This window comes from Streptomyces sp. NPDC057939, assembly GCF_042887545.1.
GTDB lineage: Bacteria > Actinomycetota > Actinomycetes > Streptomycetales > Streptomycetaceae > Streptomyces.
Genome location: NZ_JBHVPG010000006.1, coordinates 255,078 through 271,605, shown reverse-complemented (window position 1 = coordinate 271,605; position 16,528 = coordinate 255,078). Strand labels below are relative to the sequence as shown.

Genomic DNA, 16,528 nt, shown 5'->3' with positions numbered 1-16,528 from the left:
GCGTACGGCCGTCCCGGCCCCGACCCCGGGACCGGGACGGCCGTACGCGGGTAGGGCCTACCGGGCGTCGCGCAGCACCGCGAAGGCGCCGCGCCGCTCGGCGCCGTCGGGGGCGGACCAGCGGGCCAGTACCTGCCCGCGCACGTCCTCCCCGGCGGCGGCCCCCGGCCGCAGGACCCGGGCCAGGGTCAGGGTCACCGGCGCCCCCTGCGCCGAAGCCAGGACGGTGGAGTCGGCGCCGTCCGTCACCTTCGCCGCCGCGGCCGGGACGTCGGCGACGGTACGCACCTCCACCGTCGGGTCGGGGGCGTCGCTCTCGCTCTGCGCCTGCGCCTCGGCGCGGCCCGCCAACAGCGCGAGCAACTGGCCGACCAGAACGGGGTCGTGAGCCCCGTCGTAGACCCAGCGCTTGCCGAGCACCCCGTGCTCCATGGTCCCGATCAGGCCGGCCTCAGCGCCGTCGAGCGGGGCTCCGCGGTAGGTGAGCGGCGTCAGGTAGGCCGGTGCGGCCCCGTCGGCGCCGTCGGTGACGACCAGGAACTCGATGCCGACCTCGCCCTCGGGGTCGTCGAGCCGGAACCCGCCCGCCCTGGCGAGCTCCGGGGTGGCCGTGGCGCCCCGGTACCAGGGCCGCGACGGGAGCCAGGCGGCGAGGAGTTCGACCTTGGTCGGGGTCAGTGTGGTGTGGTGGATGACTGCCATGATCGCGAAACTACTCGTGCCGCCGGTCCCGCGCGAGGACTTCGACCTCAGCCCGGCCCGGGGGCGAACGCCGCGCGCAGTTCCTCCTTCAGGGACCGTTGGAAGGCCGTCACCAGTGCCTGCACCACCATCGGCTGCATGTGCGCGGACAGCGCCTTCATCGACTCCACCCGCTCGGGATCGCTCTCGCCCTCGGTGAACGGCCCCCACACCTCGTCGCGGAACAGGGTCGTCAGCTGGTGCGCCGCCGTCCGCGCGTGCTCCAGCAGCAACTTCCGGGCCACCAGGATCGTCTCGTGCGCGATCGGCACGTCGAGGAGCGCCACCCCCAGCCGCAGCAGGCCCGGATCGACGCGGAACCCGTCGCCCGAGGCGGCCACCACGTTCATCGCGGCCAGCCGGCGCAGGTCCCCGTCCGTCAGGTCCCGTCCGGCCCGCCGCTCCAGCTCGGTGCGCGACACCTCCTCGGCCGCGTCCGGGGCCCAGGTGGCCACCAGGGCCCGGTGGATGGCCAGGTCGTGCGCGCTCAGGTCGTCGGGCAGCGCGTCCAGGTAGCGCTGGATCGCGGACAGGGTCATGCCCTGGTGCTGCAGCTCCTCGATCAGGGCCAGCCGGGACAGGTGCTCCGGGCCGTAGTGCCCCACCCGACGGGGTCCGATCACGGGAGGGGGCAAAAGCCCGCGCGTGCTGTAGAACCGTACGGTGCGGACGGTGACGCCGGCCTTCGACGCCAGCTCGTCGACGGTGAGCATCGGCTCGGTTGCCCGGTCGGCCATCGTCTGCGCCTCGCTCTCTGCTCCACAGCTTGGGTTCAACAGTATTGCTGTCGCACCAACGATGTGAAACGGCCAGGAGCTGCCCATGACCACGAACCTGCGACTGCCCGGACAACCCGGAGAGATCACCCTCCCCGCCCTGCTCGCACGCAACGCCGCCGAACACGGCTCCCTCGCCGCGCTGTCCTGGCGCGAGGGGACGGACTGGCGGACCCTCACCTGGAGCGAGGTCCGCCGCAAGGTCGCCGTCCTCGCCTCCGGGTACGCCGCCCTCGGCGTCGAGCGCGGCGAACACGTCCTGCTGATGATGGGCAACCGGCCCGAGCACTGGCTCACCGACCTCGCCCTCGTCCACCTCGGCGCCGTCCCCGTCACCGTGTACGGAACCTCCGCACCCGAACAGATAGCCCACATCGCCCGCCACAGCCGGGCCCGGCTGGCCGTCGTCGAGGGCGCCCGCGAACTCGCCCGGTGGGAACCGCTGCTGGCCGACGCCTCCGTCCCCCTGGAGCGCCTCGTCGTCGCCGAGGCTGCCCAGGCGGGCCCGCACCGCACCTACGGGTCGCTGCACGCGAGCGGTGCCCGCCTGCACCGCGCCGACGCCTTCGAGAAGGCCTGGCAGGAGACCCGCCCCGAGGACCCGCTGACCGTCGTCTACACCTCCGGGACCACCGGGGACCCCAAGGGCGTCCGCCTGACCCACCGCAACATCCTGCTCCAGGCCGTCCGCCTCGACCGGAACACGGACCTGCCCGAACACGCCGAGCACATCTGCTACCTGCCCTTCGCCCACATCGCGGAGCGGATCCTCGGCATCTACCTGCCGCTGCTGCGCGCCGCCCACGTCCGGCTCGTCGGCGACCCCACCGCCGTGGCCGCGGCGGTCCGGGAACTGCACCCCGTGCAGTTCTTCGGGGTGCCCCGGGTGTGGGAGAAGCTCGCCGCCGGCGTCCGGGCGGTCCTCGCCCAGCTGCCGGTGGAACAACAGCGGGCCATCGACGGGGCGGGGGACCTGGCCCGCGCCCGGGCCGGCCACCGCGAACGCGGGGAGGACGTGCCGGCCGAGCTCGAAGCCTCGTACGCCGAGGCGCGCGAGCGCGTGCTGGAGCCGCTGCTGCGCCTGGCCGGGCTGGACCGGCTCGTGTGGACGGCCAGCGCCACCGCGCCGATGCCGATCGACGTGGTGCGCTTCTGGGCGGGCTGGGGGATCACCATCATGGACGCCTGGGGGCTGACCGAGACCTCCGGCGTGTGCACCGTCAACAGCCCCGACGACTTCCGGCTGGGCTCGGTGGGCCGTCCCATCGACGGGCTGGAACTGCGCGTGGCCGAGGACGGGGAGATCCTCACCCGGGGCGAGACCGTCTTCGCCGGTTACCTGCGGCCCGACGGATCGGTGGAGGACGCGTCCGACGCCGACGGCTGGTTCCCGACCGGGGACATCGGCCGGATCGACGCGGACGGCTTCCTGTGGCTGACCGACCGCAAGAAGGAACTGATCATCACCTCGAACGGGAAGAACGTGTCCCCGGCCCTGGTGGAGAACACCGTCAAGGAGCATCCGCTGATCGGCCAGGCCCTGGTGCACGGCGACGGCCGCTCCTACCTCGTCGCCCTGCTGGTCCTCGACCCCGAACTGGCACCGGGCTGGGCCGCCGCCCGCGGCATCGAGGCCGCTTCCCTCGACGAGCTCGCCGGGCACCCGGCGGTCCTGGACGAGGTCGCCCGCGCCGTCGAGTCCGCCAACGCCCGCCTCAACCGCACCGAGCAGATCAAGCGGTTCCGGCTGCTCGCCGCGGAGTGGGGGCCGGAGTCCGGTGAGCTCACGCCGTCGCTGAAGCTGCGCCGCCGCGTCGTCCGGGAGAAGTACGGAGCCCTGATCGAGGGGCTGTACGAAGCTCCGTAACCCGGACGGCCCACCCGGTGGGCGGGGCCGCGCCCACCGGGTGAGGGTGGGGAAATGTCGACACGTTCCCCCGGGCCTCCGGGCCCGCCCGCCGGGACGGGGTGACGGTCCGTGGGAGTGCTGCGTGACCATCCCGAACTGGCCCTGTTCCTCTGCCTGGCCGCCGGCTACCTCGTGGGCAAGCTGCGGGTCGGCCCGATCACGCTCGGCGGCATCTGCGGCACGCTGATCGTCTCGCTGCTGCTGGGCGCCTGGGCCCACATCGAGATCTCCGCCGACGTCAAGACGATCTTCTTCGCGTTGTTCATCTTCGCCCTCGGCTACCTGGCGGGCCCGCAGTTCTTCGCGAACCTCAACCGCAAGAGCATGCGCTTCTTCGCGCTCTGCCTCATCGAGCTGGTCTGCGTGCTCGGCCTCGCCTACCTGCTGGCGAAGGCCTTCGACCTGGACGTCGGCACCGCCTCCGGCATCCTGGCCGGCGCCGCCACCGAATCGGCCGTCGTCGGCACCGCCACCGAGGCCATCGCCAAACTGCCCGACCTGACCGCGGAGCAGATCACCACCTACCAGGGCCACGTGGCCACCGCCTACACGGTCTGCTACCTCTTCGGCCTGGTCACCATCGTGATCTACACCAGTCAGATCATGCCGATGCTGCTGCGCGTCAACCTGCGCGACGCCTCCCGCGAGCTGTGGGAGCGGATGCGCGGGGGCGGGGCGGCCCTGGAGAGCGACGAACGGGAGGCGCTGCCCGGCCTGGTCGGACGGACCTACCTGGTCACGACCGCCGACGGGCGTACGGTCGGCGACCTGGAGGCCGGCTTCGGCGGCCGGGTCACGGTGGAGGCCGTCAAACGCGGCTCCAGGGCGCTGACCCCCGCACCGGACCTCGCGCTCACCCTCTCCGACCTGGTCCTGATCGTCGGCCGCCGCTCGAACACCATCGAGGCGGGCCGCGCCATCGGCCCGGAGACCCCCGGCATCCCGGGCGTGGACACCCCGCTCGTCACCAGTCAGATCGCGGTGACCGACCGATCCGTCTCCGGCAAGACCATCGACCGGATCGTCCACGAGCACCCGGAGTTCACCCGCAGCGGCGTGTACGTCACCGACGTGCTCCGCGGCGACCAGAACCTGCCGGCCACCCCCGAGACCGTCATCGAACGCGGCGACGTCGTCACCCTCGTCGGCGCCCGCTCCGGCCTGAACAAGATCGTCGCGAAGATCGGCACCGTCGCGAAGAACGACTCCACCGACTTCGTCTACCTCGGGCTCGGCATCGCCGCCGGCTCCCTCCTCGGCCAGGTCGTCGTCCGCTTCGGAGGCGTCCCGCTCTCGCTGGGCACCGGCGGCGGCTGCCTGGTCTCCGGACTGCTCTTCGGCTGGTTCCGCTCCCGCCGCCAGACCTTCGGCGCGTTCCCTCCCCAGGCCGCGACCACCATCAAGGACATGGGCCTCGCGGTGTTCATCGCCTGCACCGGCCTCACCTCCGGCCCGCAGGCCTGGCCGCTGCTCAAGGAGTACGGGGCGCTGCTGCCCTTCGCCGGGATCGCCATGGTCCTCGTACCGGCCACGCTCTCGCTCGTCATCGGCCGCAAGCTCCTGAAGATCGAACCACCCCTGCTGATCGGAGCGATCGCCGGCCAGCAGTGCTCCACCCCGGCCATCACCTCCGTCACCCAGGTGGCGCAGAGCTCCGTACCGATGCTCGGCTACACGATCACCTACGCCCTGTCCAACTTCCTGCTGCCCCTGACCGGTCCGATCCTCGTCGGGATCCTCGGCGCCTGAGCCCCGTACACCACCGGATGGCACCCACATGATCGACTTCCTGAACCGGAACATCTTCCAGCCCCACCCCGAGCTGCTGGTCTTCCTCACGGTGGCCGTCGGGTTCCTCGCCGGCAAGCTCCGCTACAAGGCGATCGCCCTCGGCGCCGTGACGGGCTGCCTGATCGTGGGCCTGGTCTTCGGAGCGCAATTCAAGATCACCATCGACGGGACCGTGAAGAACCTCTTCTTCACGATGTTCCTCTTCGCCCTCGGCTACAAGGTCGGACCCCAGTTCTTCCGGGGGCTGAAGAAGGACGGCCTGCCACAGGTCATCAACGCCGTCATCGTCTGCGTGACCGGCCTGCTGGTCTGCTGGGGGTTCGCCTCCTTCCTCGGCTACGGGCCGGGCCTCAGCGCGGGCCTGCTGGGCGGGGCGCTGACCCAGTCGGCCGTCATCGGTGTCGCCCAGGACGCAATCGGCAACCTGCCGGGCCTGTCCGCCGACCAGATCAAGGAGCAGGAGAACCTCGTCGCCGTGGGCTACGCGGTCACCTATCCGCTCGGCACCATCCTCTGCGCGATCCTGCTGGCCTCGATCCTGCCCCGGATCTACCGTCGGGACCTGGCCGCCGAAAGCGCCAGGCTCGCGGTCGAGATGGACGCGCCCGCCGACGACCCGGACCTGCACGAGGGGTACTACGAGGTCGTCCTGCGCGCCTACACCATGGTCATGCCGGACCTGGTGGGCCGCACCATCGAGGACTTCGAACAGCAGCAGAAGGCGCTCGGCCGCCGCATCTACATCACCCGGATCCGCCGCGACGGCGCGATCATCGACCACACCCAGCAGACCGCCCTGCGCGAGGGCGACGTGGTGGCGGTCTCCGCCCTGCGCGACTCCCTGGTGGCGTTCGACGCGCGCAGCCACGTCGGCCCCGAGACCGACGACGTCGAGCTGCTGGGCTACCAGACCGAGACCCTGCACGTGGTGGTCTCCGAGAAGGCCCAGTTGGGCCGGACCATCGCCGAACTCCGCGCCGAACCGTTCATGGTCGGCGTGTACATCGACAAGCTGTACCGGGCGGGCGCCGAGTTCCCCTACCGGCTCAGCACCCCCGTCGAGCGCGGTGACACGGTGATCCTGTCGGGGCCGAAGCGGCTCGTGGACCCGGCCGGCGCGGCACTCGGCAAGCCGGTGCCGACGAGCTTCGCCACCGACATGATCTGGGTGGGCCTCGGCATCTTCCTCGGCGGCTGCCTGGGCATCCCCGCCCTCACCGCCGGCGGCGTGCCGATCTCCCTGTCCACCTCGGGCGGCGCACTGATCATGGGCCTGGTGTTCGGCTGGATCCGGGGCAAGTACCCGACCTACGGGAACGTCCCGCCCGGCGCCCAGTGGTTCATGGACACCTTCGGGCTCTGCCTCTTCGTCGCGGTCGTCGGCATCAACGCCGGGCCGAGCTTCACCAGCGGACTGGCCCTGGCCGGCTGGGGCCTGCTGCTCTTCGGGGCCGTCGCCACCCTGATCCCGCTGATCGTCGGGTTCCTCGTGGGCCACCACATCCAGAAGATCCGCTTCCCGATCCTGATGGGCGTCCTCGCGGGCGGCCAGACCACCACCGCGGCGATCGGCGCCGTCGTCGAACAGTCCAAGTCCCAGGTGCCGGTGCTCGGCTACACGATCCCCTACGCCATCAGCAACGTGCTGCTGACCATCTGGGGTGCCGTCATCGTCCTCCTCCACCACTGACCCCGCACCGATCGCCGCGCACCGTCCGACCCGCACCGTCTACGTAAGGAACCACCGTGCCGGAGACCAGCTTCAGCCGCGAGGAGATCCAGTCCTTCGCCCAGCTCAGCCCCTTCGAGCTCAAGGACAAGTTCATCCAGCTCGCCACGGCGGCCCAGGAGGGCAAGCCGGGCCAGAAGGAGACCACCGCCCGCGCCATGCTCAACGCGGGCCGCGGCAACCCCAACTGGATCGCCACCGGACCGCGCGAGGCGTTCTACGCGCTCGGCTACTTCGCCCTCGACGAGTCCCGTCGCGTCTGGACCGCCGACAACCTCGGCGGGATGCCGGAGAAGAAGGGCATCGGCGGTCGCTTCGAGTCCTGGGTGCGCCGCCACCCCGAACTCCCGGGCGTCGAGATGCTGTCCGCCTGCGTCCAGTACGCCCTGACGCGCTGGCCGTTCGACAAGGACGCCTTCATCCACGAGCTGACCGACGCGATCACCGGCGACAACTACCCCGTCCCGGACCGGATGCTGACCCACGCCGAGCACGTCGTCCGCGGCTACGTCTCCGACGAGATGTTCGACGAGCGGCCCCCGCACGACACCCTCTCGCTCTTCGCCACCGAGGGCGGCACGGCCGCCATGTGCTACATCTTCGACTCCCTGATGAAGAACGGGATCCTCCACAAGGGCGACAAGATCGCCCTGCTGACCCCGGTGTTCACCCCGTACATCGAGATCCCCGAACTCGACACCTTCGAGTTCGAGGTGGTCAACGTCTCCGCGAGCCTGTTCGCCGAGACCGGGGTGCGCCAGTGGCGCTACCCGGAGGAGGAGGTCGCCAAGCTCGCCGACCCGGCCGTCAAGCTCGTCTGCCTCGTGAACCCGAGCAACCCGCCGTCCCTGGCGCTCAGCGACCGGGTCGCCGACCAGATCAAGGAGATCGTGGCCGGCCCCAACCCCAACCTGCTGATCGTCACCGACGACGTCTACGGCACCTTCGTGCCCGGCTTCCGCTCCCTCGCCGCCGAACTCCCGCGCAACACCCTGCTCGTGTACTCGTACTCCAAGCACTACGGCTGCACGGGCTGGCGGCTCGGAGTCATCGGCCTGCACGACGACAACGTCATCGACGAGATGATCGCGGCGTTCCCCCAGGAGCAGAAGGACCGCCTCGCCAAGCGGTACGGGACGCTGACCCTGGACCCCGGCTCCATCCGCTTCATCGACCGGTTGGTCGCCGACTCCCGGTCCGTCGCGCTCAACCACACCGCCGGCCTGTCGTTGCCGCAGCAGACGATGATGGTGCTCTTCTCCCTCTTCGACATGCTCGACGAGGGCCAGGCCTACAAGGCCCGCATCCGGCAGATCGTCCACCGGCGCCTGGACCTCCTCCTGGAGGGCGCCCAGATGAAGATCAGCGAGGACGACAAGCGGGCCGGCTACTACATCGAGCTGGACCTGCTCGCCGAGGCCGAACGGGTCCACGGCAAGGACTTCGCCGACTTCCTGGAGAGGAACTACGAACCGGTCGACCCGCTGTTCCGGCTCGCCGAACAGACCTCCGTCGTCCTCCTCAACGGTGGCGGCTTCGACGGCCCCCAATGGTCGGTCCGGGTGTCCCTGGCCAACCTCGACGACCTCGACTACCTGAAGATCGGCCACCACCTGAGGGCGATCTTCAACGACTACGCCGAGGAATGGCAGCGTTCCAAGGCCGCCGGCTGACCACCGCGGGTGCCCGCCCCGGGGCGGGCACCCGTACGCCGGAGGTGACGGACGGGAGGACGGTCGGCCGTCGGCGCGGGAAGCTCGGGGTCCGTACCCGGCGGCCCGCGATCCGTCCGGGACGGGAGCGTGCGTGACACCGCCTCCCCCGACTTCTGCTGCGCGGCGTGCGAAGACGCCGACGAGGCTGCCGGTCCGAGGGGGTTCCGGCCCTGCCCGATCAGGCCTTAGCGGCCGATCACCGGGTAGTGGTCCGACAGGTTGTCGTAGGTGTAGGACGTGCCCCAGCTGGAGACCGTCCACGGCGTCGACTGTTCCTTGACGACGTTGTTCTCCCAGCCCGCCGGGCGGGCGTTGCCCTTGCGGTACAGGACGTAGTCCAGGTCCTCGCGCGGGTCCGTCGGGTAGCGGTACTTCGCGATCGAGTTGAGCGCCGTGTCGAAGGAGTACGTGTGCCCGGTGCGGGTGTCCGCGCCCGCCAGGTCGGCGTCCGCCAACATGGAGGCGTACTCCGGGGTGCGCGAGTCGACGTTCATGTCGCCCGCGACGATGACCTGTTCGGCCGCCGGGATGTTCTTCGCGTCGAGGAAGGCGTCGATCGCCTTGAACTGGCGGCTGCGCATCTGCGCCGCCTCGCCCGCGCCGCAACCCGGGTCGGTGGACTGGGCGTGCGTGCCGACCACGTGCACCTTCGCGCCGTTCACGTTCAGCACGACGTAGGCGAAGCCCTTGTTGGACCACCAGTCGGCGCCGCAGGCGTCCTTGTAGACCACCTGCTCCTTGCGGACGATCGGCCACTTGCTCAGCACCGTGACGCCGCCGTCCTCGGGCGTCGTCGCCGAGTACGCGCCGCCGGTGGCGTCCCAGCCGCTCTTGCTGCGGCCGACGACGGGGGTCTGGTAGGGGTACTTGGAGGCCGAGTTGGCCTTCAGCGCGTCCGACGCGGAGTTGTCGAAGGCCTCCTGGAGGACGACCACGTCGTGACCCTGGTAGAAGGACGCCTTGGGGATCTCCGCGGCCCGGTGGTCCTGACCCCAGTTCGGGTACAGGTTCTTGCTCATCAGGAACACGTTGTACGACAGGACGCTGAGCCGCGGGGCCGCGGCGCCCTCCGCGGCGGTGGCGGCCGGCGCGGTGGTGACGGTCAGGGCGCCGACGGCGACCGCCGCGACGGCCGTGGCGGCGGCGCGACGCGAGCGGGGCGAGGTGTGCAGCATGAAGGTCTCCATCATTCCTGCGGGGGAGGTGCGGGGAAGATCGACGCCGTCATACAAGCAGCACCAGTTACCTCTGGGTAACACCCGTGCATCGACTTTCTGTCCGGAGCGCGACCGTTCGGGGCTCGCATACTTGTGTCATGGAGACGCCGCACCACGCACCCCCCGCCGCACCCCCGGCCGGCCGCCGCCCCGACCCCGAGCCCCCCGCCCCCGGCGGGGTGCTGTGGACCATCGCCGGGGACGTCCGCGCCCTGCTGATGCTGCCCGCCGCCTTCACCATGCAGGTCGCCCACCCCGCCATCGGGGCCGGGGTCGACGCGTACTCCGTCTTCCGCACCGACCCCTGGGGGCGCGGGGAGCGCTCGCTGCGCTCCGTCCAGCTGTGGGTGTACGGGGGCGCCGGAGCCGCCGAGGAGGGCCGCCGGGTACGGCGTCTCCACAAGGAGATCCAGGGGACCGACACCCGGGGCCGCCGCTACCACTCGCTCGACCCGGCCTGCTACTCCTGGGTGCACGCCACCGGCTTCCCGGTCTACCTCCACGCGGGGCGCTACCTGCTGCGCCGCTTCACCCCCGCTCAGGAGCGGCAGCTGTACCGGGAGTGGCTCCAGGTCGGGCGGATCCTCGGCATCCACGACCGGGACATGCCGCAGAGCATCGAGGAGTACTGGGTCTACTACCGGCGGATGCTGGCGGAGGAGATCGAGCCGACCGCGGTGGCGCGGGAGCTGGTCGCCACCGACGTGGCCCTGCCCAGGCCCGAGGTCGGGTCGGCGACGGTCGGGCTGCTGCTGCGGCTCACGTGGCCGCTGCTGCGCAAGGCGTTCCTGCACCTGCGGGCCTTCGTCAGCGTCGGCTACATGCCGCCCGAGGCGCGGGAGGCCATCGGCCTGCGGTGGACCCCCGCCCAGGAGCGCAGGCTCCGGCGGTTCAGCACGGCCGTGCGGATCCTCGTACCACTGCTGCCCGAGCGCCTGCGCTACCTGCCGATCGCCCGCGCCGCACGGGCCCGGTGGCGCGCCGGCACCCCCTGAGGGGCACCGGCGCGCACGGGCGGGGGGTGGTCGTGATCAGTGACCGCGGCCGTTCTCGTGACCGTGGTCCTGGCCGTGGTCGTGGACCGTGTTCGTCGCCGCGATCTTCTTCCAGGACTTCGGCTCCACGGTCGGCTTGGCCGGGGCCTGGAGGGAGCGCGCCCCGGCCTTGGCGGCCGGCGGGGCGAAGGCCGGCTTGCCCGGGGTGTACAGCCAGGTCTCGAACAGCTGAGCCAGGGGCTTGTTGGAGACCTTCTCCGCGTAGCGGACGAAGTCGCCGACCTTGGCGTTGCCGTGGGCCCGCTCGGTCGGCCAGCCCTTGAGGATCCGGAAGAACTTCTCGTCGCCGATCTCGTTCCGCAGCGCCTGGAGCGCGATGGCGCCCCGGTCGTACACGGCGCCGTGGAACTGGTTCTCCGGACCCGGGTCACCCGGCTTGACCTGCCAGAACGGGTCCTCGGCGGAACGGGAGGCGTACGTCCAGTCGGCGAGCTCCTGCGCGGTGCCCTCGCCCTCCTTCTCCGACCACAGCCACTGGCTGTAACGGGCGAAGCCCTCGTTGACCCAGATGTCCTTCCAGTTGTCGACGGAGACGCTGTCGCCGTACCACTGGTGGGCGATCTCGTGAACGACCACGGAGACGTTCGCCCCGTTCTGGAACTGGCGGGGTCCGTAGAACGGCCGGGTCTGGGTCTCCAGCGCGTAACCCGCGTTCACGTTGGGGACGTAGCCGCCCAGCGCGTTGAACGGATACGGGCCGAAGATCCCCTCCAGCCACTCCGCGACCTCACCGGTCCGCTCCACGCTGGCGCGCGCCGCGCCCGCGTTGTCGCCGAGGTCCTTGCTGTAGGCGTTGAGGATCGGCAGGCCGCTCGCCGTCTTGTCCGTGGTGATGTCGAACTTGCCGATGGCCAGGGTGGCCAGGTACGTGGCCTGCGGCTTGTTGGAGCGCCAGTTGAATCGGGTCCAGCCGAGCTTCGAGCTCTGCGACTGGAGCACGCCGTTGCTGATCGCCTGGGTGCCGTCCGGGACGTTGACGGAGACGTCGAAGGTGGCCTTGTCCAGCGGGTGGTCGTTGCTCGGGAACCACCAGATCGCCGAGTCCGGCTCCTGCGCCGCCACGCCGCCGTCCGGGGTGCGCTGCCAGGCCGTCCAGCCGTCGACCTTGAACTCCGACGGCTTGCCCGCGTACTTGACGACGACCGAGGACTGCTTGCCCTTCAGGAGCGGCTGGGCGGGGGTCACCTCCAGCTCCTGGGTGCCGGTCGCGGCGAACTTCGCCTTCACCCCGTTGACCCGGACCTCGCTCACCTTGAGGCCGAAGTCGAGGTTGAACCGGGACAGGTCCTGCTTGGCGGTCGTCAGCAGGGTGGCGGTGCCCTCCAGCAGGTCCGTCTTCGGCTGGTACTGCAGGCGCAGGTCGTAGTGGGAGACGTCGTATCCGCCGTTCCCGCTGGCCGGGTAGTAGGGATCGCCGATACCCGGGGCGCCCGGACCGGCACTGGCCGCCGACGCCGGGATCACCAGCAGGAGGGAGGCGGCCAGGACGCTCGGGGCGATGACTTTGCGGTGCACGAAGAGCTCCAAGTGGTAGGGGAGACAGATCGGTTCAAGGTCTCGTCGGTCGACCGTATTCACCCGTGCCGCGCCACGTCATGTCCATGGCCCCTGCTGTCACACGATCGCCATTCGGCCGTCACACCCCGCTGAGCGGACGCCCCGGTCGGTGAGCGCGGCCCGGTGGTCGCCGGCGCGGACGCCCTCACGGGCCGGGCGGGCCGCGGCGCAGCGGGCGCGGAGCCCCGTACGCGGCCGGCAGGCGCCCCGCGCGCACCGCTCGGCCCGCCCCGCGCCACCCGTACGAGAAAGGCCGGAAAGGGGCGGGCGCGGCGCCGGCCGGGCCGGGCTTCGAGCGGCTCCGCCCGGACCGCGGCACCTCGGGGTACCCGACATACTGAGCAGTCGGTAACCTGCGGCGCATGACGCTTCCTCCGCGCGCCGCCCGACGCTGCTGGCACACCGCCATCAACCCCCTGCACTCCACGATCTACTTCTCGCCGGACCTCACCACCGAGCTCGCCTCCCTCGGCGTGACCCACCGCGTCGCCGTCAACCTGGCCACCCGATCGGCCGCCATGGGCGCCGTCGGCCCCGGCGCGGTGACCGCCACCTTCTACAACTACCGACACGACACGGTCGCCGCGCACCTCCCCGCCGTGTGGGACGTCGCCGCGCCCGAGCAGGTCCTGGCCGCCCGGCTGCGCGCCGCCGACACCACCATGCGCCGCCTCCTGGGACCCGCCGTCATCGACTCGCCCGAACTGGCCGAGGCGGCCGACCTGGCCATGCGCGCCACCGAGGGCTGCACCCGGCACGCCCGCGCCCTCTACGCCGCCCACGCCGACCTTCCCGTGCCGGCGACGCCCCACCTGCGCCTGTGGCACGCCACCACCCTGCTGCGCGAGCACCGCGGCGACGGCCACCTCGCCGCCCTCCTCCTCACCGGCCTCGACCCGCTGGAAGCCCTGGTCAGCCACACCGCCACCGGCCGCGGCATGACCCCGAAGTGGGTCAAGAGCATCCGCGGCTGGCAGCAGGAGGACCTCGACGCGGCCGCGGCCCGGCTGCGCGCCCGCGGCATCCTGGAGCCCGACGGCGAGCTCACCGACGAGGGCCGGGCCGTCCGCGAACGCCTGGAGACCGAGACCGACCGGCTCGACGCGGCCCCGTACGAACACCTCGGTGCGCAGGGCCTCGCCCGACTCGCCGAACTGGGCGGCGGATTCGTCCAGCAGGCCGTCGTGGCCGGGGCATTCCCCCGCGACCTCTTCGGCAAGGCCTGAGGGGTTCCCGCCGTCCGCCGCGGTCACCTGCCACAATTGGCAGCCTTCCACGCAAACGAAGGCAGGCGGGACCGCACAGTGACGATGTCCATCGAAGGCAGGATCGCCGAGGAGCTCGGCGTACGGGAACGGCAGGTCAAGGCCGCCGTCGAGCTGCTCGACGGCGGTTCCACCGTCCCGTTCATCGCGCGCTACCGCAAGGAGGCGACCGAGGAGCTCGACGACGCCCAGCTGCGCACCCTGGAGGAGCGGCTGCGGTACCTGCGCGAGCTGGAGGACCGGCGCGCGGCCATCCTCGAATCCGTACGGGAACAGGGCAAGCTCGACGAAGCCCTGGAGGCCCGGATCAACGCGGCCGACACCAAGGCCCGACTGGAGGACATCTACCTCCCGTTCAAGCCCAAGCGCCGCACCAAGGCCCAGATCGCCCGCGAGGCCGGCCTGGAGCCGCTCGCCGAGAGCCTGCTGGCCGACCCCTCGGCCGAACCCGCCGCCGCCGCGGCCGCGTTCGTCGACGCGGACAAGGGCGTCGCCGATCCGGCCGCCGCGCTGGAGGGCGCCCGCGCCATCCTCACCGAGAAGTTCGCCGAGGACGCCGACCTGATCGGCGAACTCCGCGAACGCATGTGGGGCCGCGGCCGGCTCGCCTCGAAGGTCCGCGAGGGCAAGGAGGAGGCCGGTGCCAAGTTCGCCGACTACTTCGACTTCGCCGAGCCGTTCACCGCCCTCCCCTCGCACCGCGTGCTCGCCATGCTCCGCGGCGAGAAGGAGGACGTCCTCGCCCTGGACCTGGAGCCGGAGGAGCCGTCCGAGGCGCCCGGGCCCTCCACGTACGAGGGGATGATCTCCCGCCGCTTCGGCGTCGCGGATCGCGGTCGCCCCGGCGACAAGTGGCTGGCCGACACCGTCCGCTGGGCCTGGCGCACCAAGGTGCAGGTGCACCTCGGCATCGACCTGCGGTCCCGGCTGCGCGCCGCCGCCGAGGACGAGGCCGTACGCGTCTTCGCGGCGAACCTGCGCGACCTGCTGCTCGCCGCCCCCGCCGGCACCCGTTCCACGCTCGGCCTCGACCCGGGCTTCCGCACGGGCGTCAAGGTGGCCGTCGTCGACGCGACCGGCAAGGTCGTCGCGACGGACGTGATCCACCCGCACGTGCCCGCCAACCGGTGGGACGAGTCCCTGGCCAAGCTGGCCCGCCTGGCGAAGGAGCACGCGGTCGAGCTCGTCGCCATCGGCAACGGCACGGCCTCCCGCGAGACCGACAAGCTCGCCGGGGACCTCATCACCCGCCACCCCGAGCTGGGCCTGACCAAGGTGATGGTTTCGGAGGCGGGCGCCTCCGTGTACTCGGCCTCGGCCTTCGCCTCGCAGGAACTCCCCGGCATGGACGTGTCGTTGCGCGGCGCCGTCTCCATCGCCCGTCGGCTCCAGGACCCGCTGGCCGAGCTCGTCAAGATCGACCCGAAGTCGATCGGCGTCGGCCAGTACCAGCACGACCTGTCCGAGGTGAAGCTCTCCCGCTCCCTCGACGCGGTCGTCGAGGACTGCGTGAACGGCGTCGGCGTGGACGTCAACACCGCCTCCACGCCGCTGCTCTCCAGGGTGTCGGGCATCAGCGGCACCCTCGCCGAGAACATCGTCGCCCACCGTGACGCCAACGGCCCCTTCCGCAGCCGCAAGGGCCTCAAGGACGTGGCCCGCCTCGGCCCGAAGGCGTACGAGCAGTGCGCCGGCTTCCTGCGGATCCGCGACGGGGACGACCCGCTCGACGCCTCGGCCGTGCACCCCGAGACGTACCCGGTGGTCCGGGCGATGGGCAAAACCGCCGGCGGTGACGTGGCCGCGCTGATCGGCAACACCGCCGTCCTGCGCTCCCTGCGGCCCGAGGAGTTCGTGACCGAGGCCTTCGGCCTGCCGACGGTCGGCGACATCCTGCGCGAGCTGGAGAAGCCGGGCCGGGACCCGCGCCCGGCCTTCAAGACGGCCACCTTCAAGGAAGGCGTCGAGAAGATCGGCGACCTGGCCCCCGGCATGATCCTGGAGGGCGTCGTCACGAACGTGGCCGCCTTCGGCGCCTTCATCGACATCGGCGTCCACCAGGACGGCCTGGCACACGTCTCGGCCCTCTCGAAGACCTTCGTGAAGGACCCGCGGGACGTGGTCAAGCCGGGCGACATCGTCCGCGTCAAGGTCATGGACGTGGACATCCCGCGCAAGCGGATCTCCCTGACCCTGCGCCTGGAGGACGAGGCCGGTGCCGAGCGCGGCGCCGGTGCGCCGAGGCAGCGCGAGGAACGTCGGGGCGGCGGCCGACCCCCGCAACAGCGCGGCGCGGCCGACCAGGGCAACGCCGGCCGGGGCGGCGCCGGGCAGGACCGTCGGGGCGGCCAGGGCCAGGGCGGCCAGGGGCAGCGCGGCGGACCGGGAGCGGGACAGCGGCAGGGAGGCGGGTCCGGCGGGGGGCAGGGGAACCGGCGCGGCAACGCCCCGGCACCCGCCAACAGCGCCATGGCCGACGCCCTGCGCAAGGCCGGTCTCACCGGCCCCGACGGGCGCGGCAACCGGAGCTGACGGGCGTCGCTCGCGGCCCCGACCGGTGCCGCGAGCGGCCCCGACGCCGCCGCGGCCCGGCTGCCGGCAATGGCCGGATAGGCACCCCGGCCGGGGGCACGCCTTGCCAAGCCCCGAGCGGAATCGGTAGGGATGGTGGAACGCCCGTTCGTCCCGTGCGGACGGGTGTTCCGTCTTCCCCCTCCGGGACCGCCCCCCGAGGCCGCCTCAAGGCACAGGACCCTATGCCGATGCCCCCGCA

11 protein-coding genes are annotated in these 16,528 nt (G+C 71.7%); 7 read left to right on the top strand and 4 right to left on the bottom strand.

What is annotated here, in order from left to right:
- Positions 1 to 57: 57 nt before the first annotated feature.
- The gene (locus ACFVS6_RS10330) at positions 58 to 702 is read right to left on the bottom strand and encodes a 1,4-alpha-glucan branching protein (protein WP_389702434.1); all 645 of its coding nucleotides are present in this window, start codon (positions 700 to 702) and stop codon (positions 58 to 60) included.
- Positions 703 to 749: 47 nt separating this feature from the next.
- Entirely contained in the window at positions 750 to 1,478 is a 729-nt protein-coding gene (locus ACFVS6_RS10325) for a MerR family transcriptional regulator (protein ID WP_389702432.1), read from the bottom strand.
- Between the two features lie 85 nt (positions 1,479 to 1,563).
- On the opposite strand from ACFVS6_RS10325, the gene ACFVS6_RS10320 reads away from it, so the two are divergent.
- The 4 genes from ACFVS6_RS10320 (at position 1,564) to ACFVS6_RS10305 (ending at position 8,619) form a co-directional block, all read left to right on the top strand.
- A complete protein-coding gene (locus tag ACFVS6_RS10320) occupies positions 1,564 to 3,384 on the top strand; it encodes an AMP-dependent synthetase/ligase (RefSeq protein ID WP_389702431.1) in 1,821 nt (606 codons plus the stop codon).
- A gap of 111 nt (positions 3,385 to 3,495) precedes the next feature.
- Positions 3,496 to 5,175 (top strand): aspartate-alanine antiporter, encoded by a 1,680-nt coding sequence (gene aspT, locus ACFVS6_RS10315; RefSeq protein ID WP_389702429.1) that lies wholly within the window; start codon positions 3,496 to 3,498, stop codon positions 5,173 to 5,175.
- Between the two features lie 28 nt (positions 5,176 to 5,203).
- A complete protein-coding gene (aspT, locus tag ACFVS6_RS10310) occupies positions 5,204 to 6,907 on the top strand; it encodes an aspartate-alanine antiporter (protein WP_389702428.1) in 1,704 nt (567 codons plus the stop codon).
- 56 nt (positions 6,908 to 6,963) lie between these two features.
- A complete protein-coding gene (locus ACFVS6_RS10305) occupies positions 6,964 to 8,619 on the top strand; it encodes a bifunctional aspartate transaminase/aspartate 4-decarboxylase (RefSeq protein ID WP_389702426.1) in 1,656 nt (551 codons plus the stop codon).
- Between the two features lie 227 nt (positions 8,620 to 8,846).
- Here ACFVS6_RS10305 and sph read toward each other — a convergent pair whose 3' ends face one another.
- Complete coding sequence (sph, locus tag ACFVS6_RS10300) at positions 8,847 to 9,836, bottom strand: sphingomyelin phosphodiesterase (RefSeq protein ID WP_389702425.1); 990 nt, start codon at positions 9,834 to 9,836, stop codon at positions 8,847 to 8,849.
- A 140-nt stretch (positions 9,837 to 9,976) separates the two neighbouring features.
- On the opposite strand from sph, the gene ACFVS6_RS10295 reads away from it, so the two are divergent.
- A complete protein-coding gene (locus tag ACFVS6_RS10295; protein WP_389702423.1) occupies positions 9,977 to 10,873 on the top strand; it encodes an oxygenase MpaB family protein in 897 nt (298 codons plus the stop codon).
- Positions 10,874 to 10,909: 36 nt separating this feature from the next.
- Here ACFVS6_RS10295 and ACFVS6_RS10290 read toward each other — a convergent pair whose 3' ends face one another.
- The gene (locus ACFVS6_RS10290; RefSeq protein ID WP_389702422.1) at positions 10,910 to 12,448 is read right to left on the bottom strand and encodes a M1 family metallopeptidase; all 1,539 of its coding nucleotides are present in this window, start codon (positions 12,446 to 12,448) and stop codon (positions 10,910 to 10,912) included.
- A 404-nt stretch (positions 12,449 to 12,852) separates the two neighbouring features.
- Between ACFVS6_RS10290 and ACFVS6_RS10285 the strand changes: the two genes are divergently transcribed.
- Together ACFVS6_RS10285 and ACFVS6_RS10280 are read left to right on the top strand one after the other, a co-directional pair.
- The gene (locus tag ACFVS6_RS10285; RefSeq protein ID WP_389702420.1) at positions 12,853 to 13,716 is read left to right on the top strand and encodes a hypothetical protein; all 864 of its coding nucleotides are present in this window, start codon (positions 12,853 to 12,855) and stop codon (positions 13,714 to 13,716) included.
- Between the two features lie 78 nt (positions 13,717 to 13,794).
- A complete protein-coding gene (locus ACFVS6_RS10280) occupies positions 13,795 to 16,287 on the top strand; it encodes a Tex family protein (protein ID WP_389702418.1) in 2,493 nt (830 codons plus the stop codon).
- Positions 16,288 to 16,528: the final 241 nt, after the last annotated feature.